This is a genomic window from Oerskovia sp. NPDC057915 (genome assembly GCF_042887685.1).
In the GTDB taxonomy this organism is placed as follows: domain Bacteria; phylum Actinomycetota; class Actinomycetes; order Actinomycetales; family Cellulomonadaceae; genus Oerskovia.
This window is the reverse complement of record NZ_JBHVOS010000012.1, coordinates 15525-34125: the sequence shown is the minus strand read 5'-3', so window position 1 is coordinate 34125 and position 18601 is coordinate 15525. Positions and strand designations below refer to the sequence as shown.

19 protein-coding genes are annotated in these 18601 nt (G+C 72.7%); 10 read left to right on the top strand and 9 right to left on the bottom strand.

Annotated features, from left to right (window positions below; all coding sequences use genetic code 11):
* Positions 1–9 precede the first annotated feature (9 nt).
* Positions 10–540, bottom strand: coding sequence for an NUDIX domain-containing protein (locus ACFVQ3_RS09730; protein ID WP_387638059.1), 531 nt, complete (start codon positions 538–540; stop codon positions 10–12).
* A gap of 112 nt (positions 541–652) precedes the next feature.
* Positions 653–1444, bottom strand: a complete 792-nt coding sequence (locus tag ACFVQ3_RS09725; protein WP_387638056.1) for a TIGR02569 family protein — start codon at positions 1442–1444, stop codon at positions 653–655.
* A gap of 166 nt (positions 1445–1610) precedes the next feature.
* Here ACFVQ3_RS09725 and ACFVQ3_RS09720 point away from each other — a divergent pair, with 166 nt between their 5' ends.
* Positions 1611–2309: a phosphatase PAP2 family protein gene (locus tag ACFVQ3_RS09720; protein ID WP_387638053.1), complete on the top strand. Its 699-nt coding sequence runs from the start codon at positions 1611–1613 to the stop codon at positions 2307–2309.
* A 120-nt stretch (positions 2310–2429) separates the two neighbouring features.
* Here the strand turns inward: ACFVQ3_RS09720 and ACFVQ3_RS09715 are convergent, their stop codons facing one another.
* From ACFVQ3_RS09715 to ACFVQ3_RS09705, 3 genes are all read right to left on the bottom strand, one after another.
* Positions 2430–2735: a hypothetical protein gene (locus tag ACFVQ3_RS09715; protein ID WP_387638051.1), complete on the bottom strand. Its 306-nt coding sequence runs from the start codon at positions 2733–2735 to the stop codon at positions 2430–2432.
* Positions 2736–2813: 78 nt separating this feature from the next.
* Complete coding sequence (locus tag ACFVQ3_RS09710; protein ID WP_387638049.1) at positions 2814–3128, bottom strand: ArsR/SmtB family transcription factor; 315 nt, start codon at positions 3126–3128, stop codon at positions 2814–2816.
* Complete coding sequence (locus ACFVQ3_RS09705) at positions 3125–3652, bottom strand: SRPBCC domain-containing protein (protein WP_387638047.1); 528 nt, start codon at positions 3650–3652, stop codon at positions 3125–3127. Before ACFVQ3_RS09705 ends, ACFVQ3_RS09710 begins: the two co-directional genes overlap by 4 nt.
* Positions 3653–3869: 217 nt before the next feature.
* Between ACFVQ3_RS09705 and ACFVQ3_RS09700 the strand changes: the two genes are divergently transcribed.
* The 4 genes from ACFVQ3_RS09700 to ACFVQ3_RS09685 all read left to right on the top strand — a co-directional run bounded on the left by ACFVQ3_RS09700 (position 3870) and on the right by ACFVQ3_RS09685 (position 10495).
* Complete coding sequence (locus ACFVQ3_RS09700) at positions 3870–6134, top strand: transglycosylase domain-containing protein (RefSeq protein WP_387638044.1); 2265 nt, start codon at positions 3870–3872, stop codon at positions 6132–6134.
* 246 nt (positions 6135–6380) lie between these two features.
* Positions 6381–7193 carry an ABC transporter ATP-binding protein gene (locus tag ACFVQ3_RS09695; RefSeq protein ID WP_387638042.1) on the top strand — a complete coding sequence of 271 codons (813 nt, stop codon included), beginning with the start codon at positions 6381–6383 and terminating at the stop codon, positions 7191–7193.
* Complete coding sequence (locus ACFVQ3_RS09690; protein WP_387638039.1) at positions 7193–9772, top strand: ABC transporter permease; 2580 nt, start codon at positions 7193–7195, stop codon at positions 9770–9772. Before ACFVQ3_RS09695 ends, ACFVQ3_RS09690 begins: the two co-directional genes overlap by 1 nt.
* 198 nt (positions 9773–9970) lie before the next feature.
* Positions 9971–10495, top strand: coding sequence for a putative immunity protein (locus ACFVQ3_RS09685; RefSeq protein WP_387638036.1), 525 nt, complete (start codon positions 9971–9973; stop codon positions 10493–10495).
* 130 nt (positions 10496–10625) lie between these two features.
* Here the strand turns inward: ACFVQ3_RS09685 and ACFVQ3_RS09680 are convergent, their stop codons facing one another.
* Entirely contained in the window at positions 10626–12161 is a 1536-nt protein-coding gene (locus ACFVQ3_RS09680) for a helicase associated domain-containing protein (RefSeq protein WP_387638033.1), read from the bottom strand.
* A 382-nt stretch (positions 12162–12543) separates the two neighbouring features.
* On the opposite strand from ACFVQ3_RS09680, the gene ACFVQ3_RS09675 reads away from it, so the two are divergent.
* Positions 12544–13479 carry a hypothetical protein gene (locus ACFVQ3_RS09675; protein WP_387638030.1) on the top strand — a complete coding sequence of 312 codons (936 nt, stop codon included), beginning with the start codon at positions 12544–12546 and terminating at the stop codon, positions 13477–13479.
* A complete protein-coding gene (locus ACFVQ3_RS09670; protein WP_387638027.1) occupies positions 13476–13883 on the top strand; it encodes a GntR family transcriptional regulator in 408 nt (135 codons plus the stop codon). The genes ACFVQ3_RS09675 and ACFVQ3_RS09670 overlap by 4 nt, the downstream gene beginning before the upstream one ends.
* A gap of 64 nt (positions 13884–13947) precedes the next feature.
* On the opposite strand, the gene ACFVQ3_RS09665 is transcribed toward ACFVQ3_RS09670, so the two are convergent.
* Together ACFVQ3_RS09665 and ACFVQ3_RS09660 are read right to left on the bottom strand one after the other, a co-directional pair.
* Positions 13948–14289, bottom strand: a complete 342-nt coding sequence (locus tag ACFVQ3_RS09665; RefSeq protein WP_387638024.1) for a YciI family protein — start codon at positions 14287–14289, stop codon at positions 13948–13950.
* A 305-nt stretch (positions 14290–14594) separates the two neighbouring features.
* Positions 14595–15161 (bottom strand): flavodoxin domain-containing protein, encoded by a 567-nt coding sequence (locus ACFVQ3_RS09660; protein WP_387638021.1) that lies wholly within the window; start codon positions 15159–15161, stop codon positions 14595–14597.
* A 430-nt stretch (positions 15162–15591) separates the two neighbouring features.
* Between ACFVQ3_RS09660 and ACFVQ3_RS09655 the strand changes: the two genes are divergently transcribed.
* Together ACFVQ3_RS09655 and ACFVQ3_RS09650 are read left to right on the top strand one after the other, a co-directional pair.
* The gene (locus ACFVQ3_RS09655) at positions 15592–16386 is read left to right on the top strand and encodes a lytic polysaccharide monooxygenase (protein ID WP_387638018.1); all 795 of its coding nucleotides are present in this window, start codon (positions 15592–15594) and stop codon (positions 16384–16386) included.
* Between the two features lie 259 nt (positions 16387–16645).
* Positions 16646–17392 (top strand): lytic polysaccharide monooxygenase, encoded by a 747-nt coding sequence (locus ACFVQ3_RS09650; RefSeq protein WP_387638015.1) that lies wholly within the window; start codon positions 16646–16648, stop codon positions 17390–17392.
* A gap of 217 nt (positions 17393–17609) precedes the next feature.
* Here ACFVQ3_RS09650 and ACFVQ3_RS09645 read toward each other — a convergent pair whose 3' ends face one another.
* On the bottom strand, positions 17610–17978 hold the full coding sequence (locus ACFVQ3_RS09645) for an RNA-binding S4 domain-containing protein (RefSeq protein WP_387638013.1): 369 nt from the start codon (positions 17976–17978) through the stop codon (positions 17610–17612).
* 308 nt (positions 17979–18286) lie between these two features.
* Here ACFVQ3_RS09645 and ACFVQ3_RS09640 point away from each other — a divergent pair, with 308 nt between their 5' ends.
* On the top strand, positions 18287–18553 hold the full coding sequence (locus ACFVQ3_RS09640) for a GlsB/YeaQ/YmgE family stress response membrane protein (RefSeq protein ID WP_387638011.1): 267 nt from the start codon (positions 18287–18289) through the stop codon (positions 18551–18553).
* Positions 18554–18601: the final 48 nt, after the last annotated feature.

Here is an 18601-nt window from a genome sequence, read left to right as displayed (position 1 = left end):
TCTGGCGGCTCACCCTCGGCCCGCCACCTCCGCCACCTTCCGGGCGAGGTCGGGCCAGAGCGGGGCGAAGCACCCGACCCAGGGAGCGGGCATCCGCCCCGCCGCGCGGTGCGCCTCGACCTCGGTCCACGTGACCCAGGCGGCGGCGTCGACCTCTGCCGGGTCGAGGACCAGCCGTGGTCGACCGGGCACGGTCGCGACGTGGACGTCGAGGAATGACGCGGACTCGACACCTCTGCCCACCCGTTCGAGGGCGTCCTCGTCGATGACGAGCCCCGTCTCCTCGCGCAGCTCGCGCACGGCCGCCCGAGCGCCGGTCTCGCCCGCGAGCACGCTGCCCCCGGGGATCTCCCACGCGGACGGGAAGGTCTTGGTCGCAGCGCGGCGCGTGAGCAGGACCCGGCCGTCGGACCGGACGACGCACGTCGCCACCATGAGGTGGAAGCGGCCCGGGGGCCATCCCGGATCCCCTCGGCGGCGGACCTCCCCGGTGGGGTCGCCCTGCGCGTCGAGCAGGTCCCAGGTCTCCGCGTCAGCCATCCAGGCATCCTCGCAGCCGCTCGGGCCGCGCTCCAGGCCTGCCCGACGGCGGATCGCGCCACCGCGCGTCAGCGCCCCCACGCGTCGCGCTCCACGCGCGTCACCCCACGCGTCAGCGTCCCCGCGCCGCCAGGTCGAGCGCGCGCTCCACGGTCGCCGCGTAGACGTCGTCGACGGCGAGCGGGAGCTCGTTGAACCAGTCCGTCGCGATGCGGAACACCAGTGCGCGCACGAGGTGCTGCGCGAAGCCCTCCTCCGGGTCGATCGTCTCGAGGAGCCCCAGCGGCGCCCCCTCGAAGGAGACCGCGTCGACGGCGACGATCGCCACCGAGTACCGCACGGGCCGCCAGTAGAGCGTCAGGTCGATCACCGCGGGCGGCAGGTCGTCGTCGAACAGGACGTTGCCCGCGAGGTCGCCGTGGACGATCGTCGACGGCTCGACGACCGTCCGCCGGGCCGCGAGCAGCGCAGGGAGGTGCGGCACGCCGTCGGGCACGTCGCTCGCCTCCTCGCCCCAGGCGAGCCGGTCCGCCCGTGCCCAGGCGTGCGTCCTGTCGTCGAGGAACGCGGGCCGCGCGGCGCCGTCGAACACTGCCGCGAACTCGTGGGCCACGCCCGCGATCCGTGACCACCGCCCCGCGACGTGCTCGCCCGGCAGGACCGGGAACGCCGTCCAGCCGTCGACGACGAGGTCGCCGGAACGGCTCACGAGGGGCAGGCTCAGTCGGAGGTCGTGCCCGCCCGACGGCGCGTGGTCCCGCAGCCAGTCGAGCTCGGCCGGCAGCACGTCGAGCGGCTTGACCACCGTATCCCCGACGCGCCACGCCCGGCCACGTCCGCCGTCGAGCCTCGTCGCCCGCCCGACGGCGCCGAACTCCTCGAGGACATGTCTCGGTGGGTGCACCGGGCGAGCCTACCCAGGACGCAGCGGAGCGGGACGGGAGCGCTCGGCGACGGTCGTGCCGCGTGCCCCGAGCAGCTCGCCGTGCGAGTCGTCCCGTGTGCACGTAATGTCCGGGACTCGCACCCGGCCCACAGGTCGGTGCGCGCCGACCCTGACTGGAGGCCCCGTGCACCCGTTCGTCCACCGCTACGAGCTCGACACCTCGCGCCCGACGGGCCGTGAGGTCGCCCGCGACCTGGCGCTGCGGGCGTTCCTGCCCGGCGTCGCGCTGTGGGTCGCGATCGTGGGGCTCGGTTTCCTCATCAAGGGCCCGCTCGAGAACCTGCCCGGCGAGGCCGGGGTCAACCGGGCCCTCGTCGAGGTGCGCACCCCGTTCCTCGACACGGTCACCGAGATGCTGTCCGCGATCGGGATGACCGAGTTCATCATCGGGGCGTGCGTGCTCGCGGTCGCGCTCGTCTGGTGGCGGACCAGGCAGTGGTGGTTCGCCCTGGTCCCCGCGCTCGCGGTGTCGCTGCAGGCCCTGATCTTCCTCACGTCCTCGCTCGTCGTGGGCCGCACACGCCCCGAGGTCGACATGCTCGACCACGCCCCGCCCACGTCGAGCTTCCCGAGCGGGCACACCGGCGCCTCCACGGCGTTCTACCTGACGCTCGCTCTTCTCGCGCAGCGCGTGCAGAACCCTGCGCTCCGGGTCGTGCTCACGGTCCTCGCGGTGCTCGTCCCGTTCGCGGTCGGCTTCGCCCGGCTGTACCGCGGCATGCACTCGCTGACCGACGTCCTCGCCGGGCTCGTCAACGGCGTCGTCTGCGCGGTCCTCGCGTGGGGCTACCTGCGCCGCGACACGTCGCGGGTGCGGGTCTGACGGCAACCGGTCACCCCCGGCGGGCCGGACCGTCACCTTCGGCGGGTCGGGCGGTCACCGTCGGCGGGCGGGGCGGTCACCCTCGGCGGGCGGGGCGGTCACCCTCGGCGGGTCGGACCGTCACCCTCGGTCGGCGACCGGCTCCACGCGCACGATCTGCGTCCGCGCGACCACCCTGTCCCGGACGTCCGCGAGCGCCACGCGCGCGGGGTCGGCCATGTACGCGGCGAGAGCGACGTCGTCGGGCATCTCGACGACCTGCACCTCGGCAGGCAGGGACGGATCCTCACCGGGCAGTGCCCTCACCCGTGAGGTGATCCGGCCGCCGTGGAGCGGGACGAGCGCGAGGACCTCGTCCTCGTAGCGCGCGAGGGATTCGACCTGGCCGTCGACGGCCCAGAGCAGGACGCAGAGCGTGAGTGGCACGCGCCCACGCTACCGCTGCCGGCACCTTCGGCACTCCGGGCCCTCCGGAACCGGAGGAACCGGAGGACCCGGAGGTACCTAGCCCTCCGCGATCCGCTTGATCGTGGCGAGGCGGCGGTCCCACGCGGCGCCGATCGCATCGAGCGCACGGGCGGTCTCGCCCAGGCGGGACCCGATCGCGCGGTAGCGGACCTCGCGCCCGACGCGCACGGGCTCGACCAGCCCGGCCTCGGCGAGCACGGCCAGGTGCTTCGCGATCGCCTGCCGTGTCACGGGCAGGACGGTCGCGAGCGCGGACGCCGACAGGTCCGCGCGTCCCAGCTCCTGGAGGATCTGCCACCTCGTGTCGTCGGCGAGCGCCGCGAACACGGGGGCCAGCGTCTGGGTGCTCACGCCTCGGGCCCGTCGGCGGGGCGCGCGGCGCCCTCGACGGACGCGGCCCCCGCCGAGGACCCCGGCCCTTCGACGAACGCGACCAGCTCGTCGAGCTCACCGGTCCATCCCGAGCGGTTGTCGGCCATCGCACCCTCGGCGCGGTCACCGAGACGCTCGAACCCGGACTCGACGACGGCGAGCACGGTGCCCTCGCCCTCGGGGGTCAGCGTGAACCGGACGAGGGTCGAGTTGTCGGGGCGCAGCTCGGCGCCGGCCTGGTTGGTCCAGGTGAAGGCGAAGGCCGTGGGCTCGTCGTACTCCTCGATGCGGACGGCGAACCGTCCGTAGCCGTCGAAGCCGAACGTTCCCTCGCCGCCCACGCGCAGGTCGGGCAGGTGAGCCTCCTGGCCGAACCACTGGGCGATCAGGTCGTCGCGCGTCAGGGCGGCCCACACCGTGGACGGCGGGGCGTGCACGATCAGCGTGCGGGTCACCTGGAACGCCTCGGTGTCGATCGAGGCCTGCTGGTCGGTGGTCGTCATGGTCGTTCCTCTCTCGGGTCCTGCCAGGTCTCTCGGGTCCTGCTGGGGTGTCATTAAAAAGTGCAACTCCAGAGTTGCACCTGATGCCACGACGCGCAACCCATAGGTTGCACCCGAAGCGCCGGGCCGGACGCCGCCCGCACCACCCCAGGTCACGCCCCGGCAACGGATACCGGCTCACCGAGCCGCCCCGGGACTCGGGACGTACAGTCGGCAGATGGGCCAGTCCACACGACCCCGTCAGCAGACCTCCGCCGTCAAGGCGCTCGCGCTCCTGATGGCCTTCCTGCTCGTGTCGGCCGTGGGGGGCGTCCTCGCGGCAGGCCTCCTCCTGCCCCTCGCCGCGGGGGCGAACACCGTGTCCGAGGACGTCACGAGGATGTTCGACGAGCTGCCCGACGAGCTCGTCCCCGGGCCCCTGGCCGAGCAGTCCCGCGTCTACGCCAACGACGGCACCACGCTGCTCGCGACCTTCTACCAGGAGAACCGCATCGTGGTCCCCCTGGACCAGGTCTCCCAACCCATGAGGGACGCGGTCGTCGCGATCGAGGACCACCGCTTCTACCAGCACGGCGGGATCGACCCCGAGGGCGTGACCCGTGCGGCCGTCAACAACTTCACGGGAGGCGACACCCAGGGCGGTTCCAGCCTGACCCAGCAGTACGTCAAGAACGTCCTGATCGAGCAGGCCGTGCGCGACGACGACCCGGTCGCGATGCGCGCGGCCCGTGACGACACCCTGGGACGCAAGGCCCGCGAGGCCAAGCTCGCGATCTCGCTCGAGACCGTCATGTCGAAGGACGAGATCCTCCAGGGCTACCTCAACATCGCGCAGTTCGGCATCCGGGTCTACGGCGTCGAGACCGCCTCGCTGCACTACTTCTCCAAGCACGCCTCCGAGCTCAGCATCGTCGAGGCAGCCACGATCGCCGGGGTCACCAACGCCCCGACCAAGTACGACCCCGTGACCAACCCCGTCGACTCCGAAGCACGTCGCAACCGCGTTCTCAACAAGATGCTGGAGCAGGGCTACATCACCCAGCAGCAGCACGACGAGGCGGTCGCGACCCCGCTGCCCGCGACCCTGGTCGTCCAGCCCGTCACCGGAGGGTGCCAGACGGCCGGAGGAGCCGCCTTCTTCTGCGACTACGTCACCAAGGTCATCACCTCCGACCCGACGTTCGGGGAGACCAAGGCGGACCGCCAGGCACTGCTCTACCGCGGCGGCCTCGACATCACGACGACGCTGGACCCGCGGATGCAGGCCGCAGCCGAGGCGACCATCACCGCAGCCGTCCCGCCCGGCGACCCGAGCGGCATCGAGGACGCGATCGTCGCGGTCGAACCCCACACCGGCAAGATCCTGTCGATGGCGCAGAACCGTCCCTACGACGTCGCGCGCGAACCCGCACCGGGCACCACGGCCGTCAACTACAACGCCGACCAGAAGCACGGCTCGTCCCAGGGCTTCTCGCCCGGCTCGACGTGGAAGGTGTTCACCCTCGCCGAGTGGTTGCGGTCGGGTCACACCCTCAACCAGACGGTCAACGCGAACAAGCGCACGTTCGTGCCGAACCGGGACTTCCACGCCTCGTGCGCCCGTCTCGACCGCATCCCGTGGTCCCCGGGCAACTCGGACGGCTCGACCGACCAGGGCGAGATCCCGGTCCTGCGCGCCACCTTCAACTCGGTCAACACCGGCTACGCCACGATGGAGTCCCAGCTGGACCTGTGCGCGGTGCGGGACATGGCGTGGAGCATCGGGCTCCGCCCCTCCCGCACGGCCGAGATCACGGGCGACGCGTCCGCGATCCACGTCATGCCGACCATGACGATCGGCACGCAGAACTCCTCGCCCCTCCAGCTCGCCGCCGCCTACGCGACGTTCGCGAGCGGCGGGACCTACTGCGACCCGATCGCGATCACCCGCATCGTCGGTGCCGACGGGAGCGAGCTGCCCGTGCCGTCCGCGAGCTGCAACCCGAACGCGCTCGACCCGAACATCGCGAACACCGTGACCTTCGCCCTCCAGAACGTCATGACGCAGGGCACGGGCAAGAAGTCCCAGCTCTCGCGCCCGAGCGCCGGCAAGTCCGGCACGGCGAACAACAACAACCACACGTGGTTCATCGGGTACACGCCCCAGATCGTCACGGCGGTGTGGATCGGCAACGCGGAGAGCGACGTCTCGATGAGCCGCATGACGATCAACGGCAAGTACCAGCAGCGCTGGTACGGGTCGACGCTCGCCGCCCCGACATGGCGTTCCTTCATGGAGACCGCGCTGGAGGGCTCGCCGGTCGTCGACTTCCCGGCCCCCGACCCGAACATGGTGGGCGTCCCACCCGCCCCCAAGGAACCCGCGAAGCCCCAGGACGACGCCCCGGTCACCCCGACCGACCCGTCGGCACCGCCGACAGATCCGGCGGCGCCCGTCGACCCCGCCCCGCCCGTCGACCCGGGCGTCCCCCCGACGCCTTAGGCACCGGGCACCAGGTGCCGGACGGCCTCCGCACGGTCGGTCCCTCGGAGGGCGTACGCCGGACGCCGCACGCCCACGGGTGACGTTCAGGGTTCTTTCAGGGACATCCCCGATGCTCCGCCGACCGGGCCGCCGCCAGGATGGGCACAGCGGCTCGGAGGGGCGACCGTTGCCGGTCCCCACCGCGACACTCCCCCTCGACCGGGTCGCCGTCCGCACGCGCACCCCTCGAGAGAGAGTCCCGACATGCCCTCCCCGTCCCCTGCCCCGGTCACCGTCACGGCGGCCGCAGCCGCCGGCGGCACCCCGCCCTCCGCCCCCGACGCGATCGCGACCGCGCGCGGCCTGGTCAAGACCTACGGCAAGGGCCCGACGGCGGTCCACGCGCTCGCGGGCGTCGACGTCGACTTCGGCCGTGGTCGGTTCACCGCGATCATGGGTCCGTCCGGCTCGGGCAAGTCCACGCTCATGCACTGCATGGCGGGCCTCGACACCCCGACGGCCGGCACGGTCGTCGTCGACGACCTCGTCGTCTCCACCATGAACCAGCGCCAGCTCACGAAGCTGCGCCGCACCCAGCTCGGGTTCGTCTTCCAGTCGTTCAACCTCGTGCCGACGCTCACGGCCGAGGAGAACATCACGCTCCCGCTCGACATCGCGCGCAAGCCCGTGGACCGGGCGTACCTCGCGAAGGTGGTCGACGCCGTCGGGCTGACCGACCGTCTGAAGCACCGCCCGAGCGAGCTGTCCGGCGGGCAGCAGCAGCGGGTCGCGTGCGCGCGCGCACTGGTCTCCAAGCCGTCGGTGGTGTTCGCGGACGAGCCCACGGGGAACCTGGACTCGACGTCCTCGCGCGAGGTCCTGACGTTCCTGCGCGAGTCGGTCGACGACCTGGGCCAGTCGGTCGTCATGGTCACGCACGACCCCGTCGCGGCGAGCTACGCGCACCGCGTGCTGTTCCTCGCGGACGGCCGCATCGTCGACGAGGTCCTCGACCCGACGCCCGACTCCGTCCTGGCGGTCCTGGGCTCCCTCACGCGCAAGAAGGCGGCCGCCTGATGCTGCGCGTCGCCCTGCGCAACGTCCGCGCGCACCTCGTGCGTCTCGGGATGTCCATCCTCGCGGTCGTGCTCGGCGTCTCGTTCGTCGCGGGCACGTTCTCGCTGCGCGAGATGCTGTCCTCGACGTTCGACGGGATCGTCGACAGCTCGTCCGCGGACGTGCTCGTGCGTGGTGAGGAGGACTCCTCCGCGCTCACCCAGGAGCACGCGACCGCGGGCGCCGTCCGCAACCCGATCCCCGCCGACCTGGCGGACACGATCGAAGGGGCCGACGGCGTCGCGCACGCCTTCGCCGACTACACCGGTCCGCTCGTCCTCGTCGGGGCGGACGGCACCCCGCCGCCCACCACGGGAGCGCCGACGTTCGGTCTCGCCTACGAGGCCGACGACCCGGCGACCCCGCTCACGCAGGGCGTGGCGCCGTCGGGCCCGGACGAGTTCCTGCTCGAGGCCGGCACGGCCGAGGCCAGCGGGCTCGCGATCGGTGACACGACCACGATCGTCGTCGCGGGCCAGATCACCGAGGCGACCCTGACCGGGATCGTCGACATGGGCGCCTCGATGGCCGGCGCGAGCATCGTCTTCTTCGACGAGGCCACCGCGGCCGCGGCGTTCGCGCCCGACGGCATGGTCCCCAGCATCACGGTCCTCGCGCAGGACGGCGTGAGCGAGAGCGACCTGCGCGACGACGTCGCGAGCGCCCTGGAGGCCTCGTCGCCGTCCGAGCCCGTCGAGGTCATCACGGGCGAGGTCGCGCGGGACGAAGCCCGTGAGGACATCGCGTCGATGCTCGGGTTCATCGAGACCTTCCTGCTGGTCTTCGCCGGGATCTCGCTGTTCGTCGGCGGGTTCATCATCGCGAACACGTTCGCCATGACGGTCCGCCAGCGGCAGCGCGAGTTCGCGCTGCTCCGTGCCGTCGGTGCGTCCCCGCTCCAGGTCTTCTCCTCGATCCTGACCCAGGCCGCGATCATCGGCACCCTCGGCGGTGCGCTCGGCATCCTCGGCGGGCTGGGGCTCGTCACGGCCCTCAAGGCCCTGTTCGAGTCCATGGGCATGGACCTCACGGGCGACGTCCCCGTCAACGCGTCGATGATCGTGGTCTCGCTCGTGCTGGGCATCGTCGTCTCGGTCGCCTCGGCCGCCCTGCCCGCCCGACGCGCGGCGCTCGTCGCCCCGGTCGAGGCCATGCGCGACGACGCCCCCGCCCAGGCCGCGTCCCTCAAGGTCCGCGGGATCGTCGGCGCGGTCGTCGCCGGTGCCGGTGCGGGCACCGTCGTCCTCGCGGTCGTCCAGGCCGCGGCCGACGACGCCGCGCGCACCGGGGGTCTCCTCGGCCTCGGCGCGGTGGGAGTGGTCGTCGGGACGCTGCTGCTCGCCCCCGTCGTCGCCCGCGGCGTCCTGCACGTCATGTCCGCGCCGTTCGTCGCGTGGGCCAAGCCGCTCGGGACGCTCGCGCGCGGCAACGTGACCCGCAACCCTCGACGCACCGCGAGCACTGCGGGTGCCCTGATGATCGGCATGTCGCTCGTCGGGGCGGCCTCCGTCCTGGCGGTGTCCATGCAGGCCTCGCTCAAGGGCATCGTCACCGAGGAGTCCCTCGCCGACCTCGTGGTGCAGTCGGCGACCGGCACCGTCCCCTCGGGGGCGGTGAGCGACATCTCCGACCTGCCCGAGGTCGGCCGGGCCGACTCCATGACGGCCGACCGCTACTTCGTCGGGGCCGCGGACGAGCCCGCCGCCGACGCGTCACCGCTGTTCGTGCTCGGGGTCGACCCGAGCCTCTTCGGCGAGACGTGGGACACCGAAGCCGTCGAGGGTGACCTCGACACGCTCGCGGACGGCCAGGTCTCCGTCCTGCAGGCCAAGGCCGAGGAGGAAGGGTGGAAGCTCGGCGACGAGCTCACGCTGCGCACACAGCTCGGCACCACCGACGTGACGATCGGCTCGGTCTTCGACTCGCCCGCCCTCGGCGTGCCGGTCGTCGTGCCTGACACGGTGTTCGCGGAGCTCTCCGCGGCACCGACCGAGATGTCGACCATGCTGCTCCTCCAGGCGGCCGACGGCGTGAGCCAGGCCGACCTGGACGCCGCCGTGACCGCCGCGGCGAAGCCCTACATGATCGTGTCCGTCATGGACAACGAGGAGTTCATCTCGTCGCTCGCGAGCCAGGTCAACCAGATGCTCACGATCCTCTACGCGCTCCTGGGGCTGTCGATCGTCATCGCGATCCTCGGCATCGTCAACACCCTCGCGCTGTCCGTGATCGAGCGGACGCGCGAGATCGGGCTCCTGCGTGCCGTCGGGCTGGGACGCTCCCAGCTCGCCGGGACCATCGTCATCGAGTCGGTCCTCACGGCCGTGTTCGGGACGCTGCTGGGCCTGGCCGTGGGCGTGGGGCTGGCGGCCGGGATGCCGACCGTGTTCGCGAGCACGGGCTTCACGGACCTCGTGATCCCGTGGGCCCAGCTCGGGACCATGGTGGGCATCGCGGTGCTCGTGGGGATCCTGGCCGCAGGGTGGCCCGCGCTGCGCGCAGCCCGGCTCCCCGTGCTCGACGCCGTCACGGTGGACTGACGGTCGCTCGCTCGCGGGCCGGGTGCCCGCACGGACCGACGACGCCGGTCGCCCCGCTCCGGGGCGGCCGGCGTCCGCCGTCTCCCGGTGCGTGCCGGGACCCGCGGGGCCCGCCAGCACCCACGTGGCATGCCGGCACCCACGTGGGCATGCCGGTGCTCGCTCGCGCAGACGCCGTCCGTGCCGCAGGATCGGCCCATGCCGATCCTGCCCACCGACCGTGACCCACGCCTGATCACCGAGCGCCGCGGAGGCACGCTCACGGACGAGGACCACCACCACCTCGCGGAGTGGGCCGCGGTCTGCGCCGAGCACGTCCTGCCCCTGTTCGAGCGGGCCGCACCCGACGACCCCCGCCCGCGCGACGCCCTCGCCGTCGGCCGCGCCTGGATCCGCGGGGAGGTCGCCATGAAGGACGCCCACCGGGCCGCTTTCCCTGCCAACGCCGCCGGACGCGACCTGCCCGACCCCGCCAGGTTCGCCGCGCTCGCGGCGGGCCAGGCCGTGGCCGTCGCCCACGTCGCCGCGCACGACCTGGGGGCCGCGGCCTACGCGATCCGGGCCGCGGCCGCCGACGCGTCGGCACAGGGCAAGGACGCCGAGGCCGCGCGCCTCGCCGAACGGGACTGGCAGCGCGACCGGCTCCCCGACGCCGTCCGCGAGCTCGTCCTCGACGACCAACGACGCCGGAGCGCGATCTGCTGGGACGCCTTCGACGACTGACGCGCCGCGCGGCCCGGCGTCAGGCCGCGGGCTCCGCGCTCGACACGGGTTCCACGCCGGGTGCACGCGGCGGTTGCCGCTCCCTCCTACGGCCCCGGACCGCGCGGCGCCGGACCGTACCGGGCCCCGCCTAGGTCGCGGGCGCCGTCGGGTCCCAGACGAAACCCAGCGCGTCGAGCGCCACGACCCGCTCGACGCTCAGCCGCCTGCGCTTCCCCTCGCTGCGTCGGCTGCGAACCCACTGCCCGAGCCGGAACCCGTCGTCCCGCCGGTGCCTGATCGGCACGCGAGCGTGCCCGTGCTCCGCGACGTAGGACCCGAGGGCCTCGAGCCCCTGCTGCCACAGGGCGTCGTTGTCCCGGACCCGCCACTCGAAGCCGAGCCCGTCGAGGACCTCGACCCGACCCTGCGCGAGAAGCCCCTTGGCGTGCCGGGCGCGCACGTACGCGACCCAGTCGCCCAGCTTCCTGCCGTCCGGGCGCACGTGGCTCGCAGGCACGCGACAGTGCCCGTTCTCTCCCCGAAAGGACTCGAGCGCGTCCACCCAGGCGCGGAAGGCCTCGTCGTCGGTGCCGCGCGTCGTCCCCGGCTGCGGCGTCGAGGTCCACTCGAAGCCCAGGGCCGCGAGCTCGTCGACGCGCTCTGCGCGCAGCAGGCCGTGACGGTGCTCCCACCGGCGTCGCCCGACCCAGGCCCCCAGGGGCGTCCCGTCGGGGGCGACGTGGTCACCGGGGACCCGGCCGTCCCCGTGCTCCGCCACGTACCCCGCGAGGAGCGCGACCCCTTCCCGCCAGAGCTCGTCCTCCTCGTCGTGCGCGTGCCAGACGAACCCCAGGTCGTCGAGCCGCGCGACCCGTCCGGCCGGGAGCGTGCCCGCCTCCCGGGACGCGCGCTGGCTCGCCACCCAGTGGCCCAGCCGGGTCCCGTCGTCGCACTCGAACGTCGTGGAGATGTCGGGGCCGTACCGAGCGACGTACCTCGACAGGCACGCCAGGTGAGCATCCCAGTCGTCCGGCTCCAGCACGCTCGGGAACTCGAACCCGAGATCGCGCAGCTCGCGCTCCTGCGTGGCCGACAACCGCCCGGCACGCCGGTCGCGACGCACCCGCGCCACCCAGCCCGCCATGTCGAACCCGTCGCTCGTACGGTACGGGTCCGGCACGCTCCCGTGACCGTGGTCGGCGACGAACGCCGCGAACGCCCGGTGGCTGCGGCGCTTCGACGTCTCGAGCGCCAGGGTCCAGTCCATCCCCACGGCGTCGAGGTCCGCCACCTGCTGGTCCGTGACCTCGCCCGAGGCCCGGCGCCTGCGCATGCGGCCGACCCACGCCCCGAGCCCGAAACCGTCCGCGGTCTCGAAGTAGTACGGCACGCGGGTGTGCCCGTGCTCGTCCTTGAACGCGGCCAGCCGGTCCACGTTGCGCTGCCACTGCTTGAGCGGGTGCCGGACCTCGAACGCGAACCCGGCCTCGCGCAGCGCACGCAGGCGCTCCTCCTTCAGCGTCCCGAGGGAGTGCTCTCGACGCTGGACCTTGACCCACGTGCCGAGGGCGAAGCCATCGGGCTCGGTGCGGTGGCTCACGGGGACCCGAGGGTGCCCGTGCTCGGCGACGAACCGCACGAGGTGGGCATGCCCCTCCCACCAACGCTCCTCGTAGAGCCCCATCGACGGCTTCCTCTCCCGAACACGGCCGGCACCAGCCCGTCCGGGCCGATCACCCTGGAAAGACACGCTGCGCCCGCCCTTGTGACGGCAGGACGTCGACCGATCGCCAACTTCATCCGCTCGTGCGGTCGCGAGACTGCCGAGCCTGTGCGCCACTGCCCCGGTCCCCCTCCCGCCGCCCGCTCCCGGTGACGTGGCCCGCTCCTTCCCCGGTCCCCGACTCACGGGCGGCGTCGCGCCACCCGTCGCGGGTGGTCCCCGCGGCGCGCGCCATGTGGCGGCGGGATGCCCGGCGGTGGCGGGCTGCCCGGCAGGATCGAGTGGACAAGCCGGAACCAATGAGTCAATACTCTGATTCATTGATCCATTCGGAGGAGTCCACATGACAGGCCTGTCGCTCGTCGCCCTCGTCGCGCTCGGCGCCCTCGCCGCCGCGGTCCTGACGGCGGCCAACGCCGTCCGGTCCCGGCGCCATCCCCGACGCCCCGTGCTCGACGCCGCACTCCGGCACGAACGGACCACGTCCGCCGTCGCCGCCGTCGTCGCACTGTCGCTGATCGCCTACGTGGTCTCCCCCGCGGCGCTCCCGGGCCTCACCGGCGTCACGGCCGCCCCCGGCCTGCTCGTCGCCCTCTCCCCCTTCATCGCCGTCGTCATGGTCCTCGTCGTCCGCGCGATCGGCGAGCTCGCCTGGCCCCGCCCCCAGGGCGCGGTCCGTACGGCCCCGCTCACCCGACGGACCGTCCGCGGCCTCGGCGAGTGGCGGCTGCCCCTCTTCCTCGCGACGACGGCACTCACGGCCGCGGCCCTCGTGGTCTTCGGGGTCACGGCCGGCGAGGGAGGAAGCACGGTCGACGCGCCGCTCCTCGTCACGGTCGACGGATGGATCACCGGCGAGTCCGGCCCCTACCCCGGCTGGCCCTACGCCGGGCCGCTGCTCGGCGTGCTGGGCGTCATCACCCTCGGGGTGCTCGGCGTGCTGCGTCTCATCGCCCGGCGCGGCGTCGTGAGCGGCGCCACGGCCCACGAGGACGACTCCCTGCGCCGGCTCAGCGCCGCCCACGTCCTGGCAGGTGCACAGCTCCTCGTGGGTCTGGGGTCGGCCGCCGTCCTGCTCACCGCAGCCCTCGCCCTGTTCGGGGCAGACCGGACAGGAGCCGCCGTCCTGGCGTTCGCCGTCGGGTCCGCGATCGGCATCACGTCGGTCGTCGTCGGACTCTCCGTGCTCGCCCGGCAGGCCCTCCCCACCCCGCCCGGCACGTCCACCACGACAGGGACGTCGCCCGTGACGACCGTGGCGCCCGAGCCCCAGGCATGAAGACCCTCACGGTCGACCTGGACTCCCCCGTCCCGGTCTACGAGCAGATCAGGGCCCAGGTGGCGGCGCTCGTCTCGCTGGGCTCCCTGAACCCCGGCGACAGGCTGCCCTCGTCACGCGAACTCGCACGCGACCTGGGCGTCGCGGTCGGCACGGTGCAGCGTGCCTACCGCGAGCTCGAGGCGGCGGGTGCGGTCTCGTCACGGCCGCGCACGGGGACGGTCGTCACGGCCCCCACCCACCGGCGCTCGTCGGTCGCCGACCAGCGGTCGTTCGCCGACCTCGCGACGCAGATGGTCGTCCGCGGCCGCGAGCTCGGGCTGGACGACTCCGCGATCCTCGACGTCGTCACGGGCCTCCTGCAGAAGCCCGTCGGCGCGCCCCGCACCGACGACCTGCGCTGACGCGACGGCGGCCCGGACGGCGCGCGCCGCGCCCCCGGTTCCGGCCGAGAGCGTCGGCGGACCGTCAGCTGGCGGGGTCGAGCTGGAACTCGCGCACCTCCTGTGCGCACCGGCACGCCACCGCGATCTTCGCGGCCCACTCGAGCGCCTCCGCGCGCGACGGCACCTCGAGGACCGTGTAGCCGCCCTCGATCTGCCTCGTCTGCGGGTAGGTGCCCTCAGTCACGGTGCCGTCGCCGTCGACCAGGACGGGCGGGACGCTCTCGTCGATCCCCCCGCCGAACACCCAGACGCCCGCTCTCCTCGCCTCCTCCACGACGGCGTGGGACGCGTCCGAGACCGCGGGCAGGTCCTCCGCGGAGACGTCCATGGCGCCGCTCGGGAACGAGATCAGGTACTTCGTCATCGCGTCGTCTCCTCTGCCTGGTTCCAGGAGACCATCCTCGCCCCGCAGGCTCACCGCGCGCAGGACGTACCCGCGCACACCCTCCCTCCGGCGGGCGCGACGCCGTCGACGTCCCCCTCGCGCGGGCGGGCCCGCGGCGTCACCGGAGCACCCGAGGCCGGCCCAGGCCCAGGCCCAGGCCCAGGTACGACGATGCCGCGTCCCCGACGTGGGAACGCGGCATCGTCGGACAGCGGCGAGACCCCCGCGGCTGAGCCCGTCTTCCCCGTCCGTGCTCAGCTGCGGACGACCGTCCGCACACCGTCTCAGACGGCGACCGGAACCTGTGCGCGCAACGCCGCAGCGATCTTCTCGCCCCAGACGTACGCCTCCTCGAGGTGGCCGTCGACCAGGGGTCCCGCCGCGTCCTCGACGAGGAACGAACGGAGCGGCACGAGCATCTCGTAGCCCTTGCGCGTGACGATGCGCGCGGCAGCACGGGAGGCGGACGAAGGGATGGCCCGACCGAGCGCGGTGCGGGTGTCGAACGTCGTGACCCAGCGAGGACCGTGCTCGTCCGTGCGGTCCTGGAGCGCGACGCACCACTCGCGCAGGCCGACGTTGCGCGCAGGTACCGTCCCGCCGGAACGCTGGACGGCCTCGGCACGGGTACCGGGACGGCTCATCGACATGGAGTGCGTGGGACCACCGGCGACCACGAGCGCGACGTCGTCGAGGATCGACGGGTCGGCGACCGCGTCCGCGACGTCCACGACCTTCACCGGCACGCCGGTCGCCATGCCGGCTGCGATCTGCCGGGCGACCTTCTCACAGTTCCCGAACATCGACTCGAAGACGACGGCAGCAGTCAGGTTCTCTTCGTGGTTCGACATGCTCTCAGCGTCCCCGAGAGCGGCTCTCGGGAACCACGGACGACGGTCCCTGGGGGGTGGGACCTTCGTCCCCTGGCACCGGTGGACGAGGGCCTCGGGAGTGGCGTGCGGCGTTCGACGAGCGCAGGAGCGACCAGACGTGTTATGGGACGATCTGTCCCTCTAGGTGTTCTCCACACGATTCGGGGCGAGCACCCTCTCACATGCTTCTCATCTGCCCGACGGCGTCCCTCACCAGGCGCACCAGGACGCCGTTTCCCGGACGCCCCTCGCGCGCATACGTGTTTACCCTTACCCGGCGCCGCTGTTTGAAGACTCAACGACCTCTGCCTTAGCGTCGCAGCGTTCTGGTCGAGGTGGACCCGAGGCCTTGCGTCTCGCCGTCCACCACAACGAAAGCGAGATGCAGATGAGACGACTACGTGCGGCAATGATCGCCGCCGTGCTCGGCGCGACCGCCATTGTTGCCCCCGTGGTGCTGGCGCCCGCCGCCTCCGCGCACGGCTGGGTCACCTCCCCGCCGAGCCGTCAGGACAACTGTGCCACCGGCGCGACGTCCTTCGACTGTGGCGGCCTGAAGTACGAGCCGCAGAGCGTCGAGGCCGCGAAGGGCTCCATGCAGTGCAGCGGTGGCAGCGGCTACGACATCCTCGACGACAACAGCAAGCCGTGGCCGCGCACGACGGTCGCCTCCTCCGTGAAGTTCCAGTGGAAGCTCACGGCCAACCACGCCACGACGACGTGGGAGTACTTCGTCGACGGCAAGCTCCACCAGACCTTCAGCTCGGGCGGCGCCCAGCCCGCGAAGGACATCTCCCACACGCTGACCAACCTGCCTGCGGGCGACCACACGGTCCTCGCTCGCTGGAACGTCGCTGACACCCCGATGGCGTTCTACAACTGCGTCGACCTCACCGTCACCGGTGGCGGCGCGACCGGCGGCACCACGGGTGGCACCACCGGCGGCGAGACCGGCGGGACCACGGGTGGCACGACCGGCGGCACCACGGGTGGCACCACCGGCGGAACGACCGGCGGCACCACGGGCGGCACGACGGGCACGCCTCAGTGCTCGGCCGGCCCCTGGGACACGGCCGTCGCCTACACGGGTGGCGCCAAGGTGTCGCTCAACGGCCAGCTCTTCGAGGCCAAGTGGTGGACCAAGGGCGAAAAGCCCGACGCCGCCGCGCAGTGGGGGCCCTGGAAGAGCCTCGGCGCCTGCTGAGGACCGCATGACGCGTGACGCGTGACCGGTGACGCCGGGTCAGGAATTCCTGACCCGGCGTCACTTTTCCCATTTCTCGGTCGATTGAATATCTCCCGCACTACGTAGGACCCCCTACGTGCTTCACCGGATTGTGCATGCCGATTTCATTGCATAGCGTCGAACTTGTCCGATTCGACATGTGTAGGTCGCCCGGCAATGGGGCCCTACCGACTGCCATGGAGAGCGAGAAGAAAAGATGAGACGACTACGCGCGGCAATGATTGCCGCCGTCCTCGGTGTGGCCGCGATCGCGGCCCCTGTCGTGCTGGCCCCGGCCGCCTCGGCACACGGATGGATCACGTCACCGCCCAGCCGGCAGGACAACTGCGCGACCGGCGCCACGTCCTTCGACTGCGGCAGCATCAAGTACGAGCCGCAGAGCGTCGAGGCACCCAAGGGCTCGATGCAGTGTTCGGGCGGCAGCGGGTTCTCGATCCTGGACGACAACAGCAAGCCGTGGCCGCGCAAGAGCGTCGGCAGCTCGGTGACGTTCCAGTGGAAGCTCACGGCCGCTCACAACACGAGCACGTGGGAGTACTTCGTCGACGGCAAGCTGCACCAGACGTTCAGCCAGGGCGGCGCCCAGCCCCCGAGCAACATCTCGCACACGCTGACCAACCTGCCCTCGGGCAACCACACGATCCTCGCCCGGTGGAACGTGTCCAACACGGTCAACGCGTTCTACAACTGCGTCGACCTCACGGTCAACGGAGGTGGCACCACGGGTGGCACGACCGGTGGAACCACGGGAGGCACCACGGGCGGCACGACCGGCGGAACCACCGGTGGCACGACCGGGACGGGTGTCTGCACGGCTCCCGCCTGGGCGGCCGGCTCGGTCTACACAGGTGGCGCTCGCGTCTCGTACAACAGCAAGACCTACGAGGCCAAGTGGTGGAACACCGGGGAGAACCCCGGCACGAGCGGCCAGTGGGGCGCGTGGAAGGACCTCGGCGCCTGCTGACCTGAGCACCGGACGGTCGGCGCTCAGGAGCGAGGGCCGACCGACACGCACCAGAACCGCGCCCGGGTCGCCTGGAACACAGGTGGCCCGGGCGTCGTGCTGCCCGGCGCAGGGCTGAGCCCGCTGAGCGAGACGGGTGGTCCGGTCCGAGACGGGCACGTGCGCCACGATCCGGGTGACCCGTCTCCGACCGTTGAACCCGTCTCACCGCAACGGGTCAGACGGGCGGCAGCTCGCGGCCCCGCAGCTTGTCGATCTCGCGCCGCTCCCGCTTGGTGGGGCGCCCCGCGCCGCGGTCGCGGACAGGCACGAACGGCACGGCCTCGCGGGGCAGCGCGGGCGGGCTGTGGTCGACGTACGCCTTCGCGGCCTCGGGCGCCCCGACGCGCTTGGCGAGCAGCTCGACGACCTCGACGATCCGCTCGCGCTCACCCCCTCGGTACGTCACGGTGCTCCCGACCTTGACCGTCGCGGACGGCTTGACGCGCACCCCGTCGACCTTGACGTGCCCGGCACGGCACGCGGCCGTCGCGACCGAACGGCTCTTGGTCAGGCGGACCGCCCAGAGCCAGCTGTCGACCCGCATGGTCACTCCCTCTCCCGACGTCGGACCACCCCAGCGTAGGCGGCGCACGTCGCGCGGTGGTCCGGTGCGGGCCGCCGACCACCGCAGCGAGCCCGGGCCTGGCGGCGCCGCCCCCGCCGAGCCCGGCGACGCGGCCGTCCGGTGCCCGGCGTGGCGCGGGAGCATCCGCGACACGCATGCGCCGATCGTCCCCTATCGGCGTGCGTGTCCGGCCTGTCCGTGCCACCGTGGAACCGACCGGCGACGGCGCCGGTCCGGCCCCGACCACGTCGTCGGCCGACGGGCTCGTCCGACGGACGGAGTGGACCATGTGGTTTCTGTCGTGGATCGTGATCGGCCTCATCATGGGCGCCATCGCGCGCGCCATCATGCCGGGCAGGGCAGCGGGCGGCTGGGTCGTGACGCTGATCGTCGGTGTCGTCGGCGCGTTCGTCGGTGGGTTCATCGGCCGGGCGTTCGGCTCGGACCCCAACCAGGAGTTCTGGTCGTTCTCGACCTGGTTCTGGGCGTTCATCGGCTCGCTCGTCGTCCTGCTGGTCTGGGGCCTCATCGCGGGCCGCAGGTCGAAGGCCTGAGGCGCGCTGCGCCGTCGGGCACGTGAGGAGGTGCGGCCCGGTCCGCCG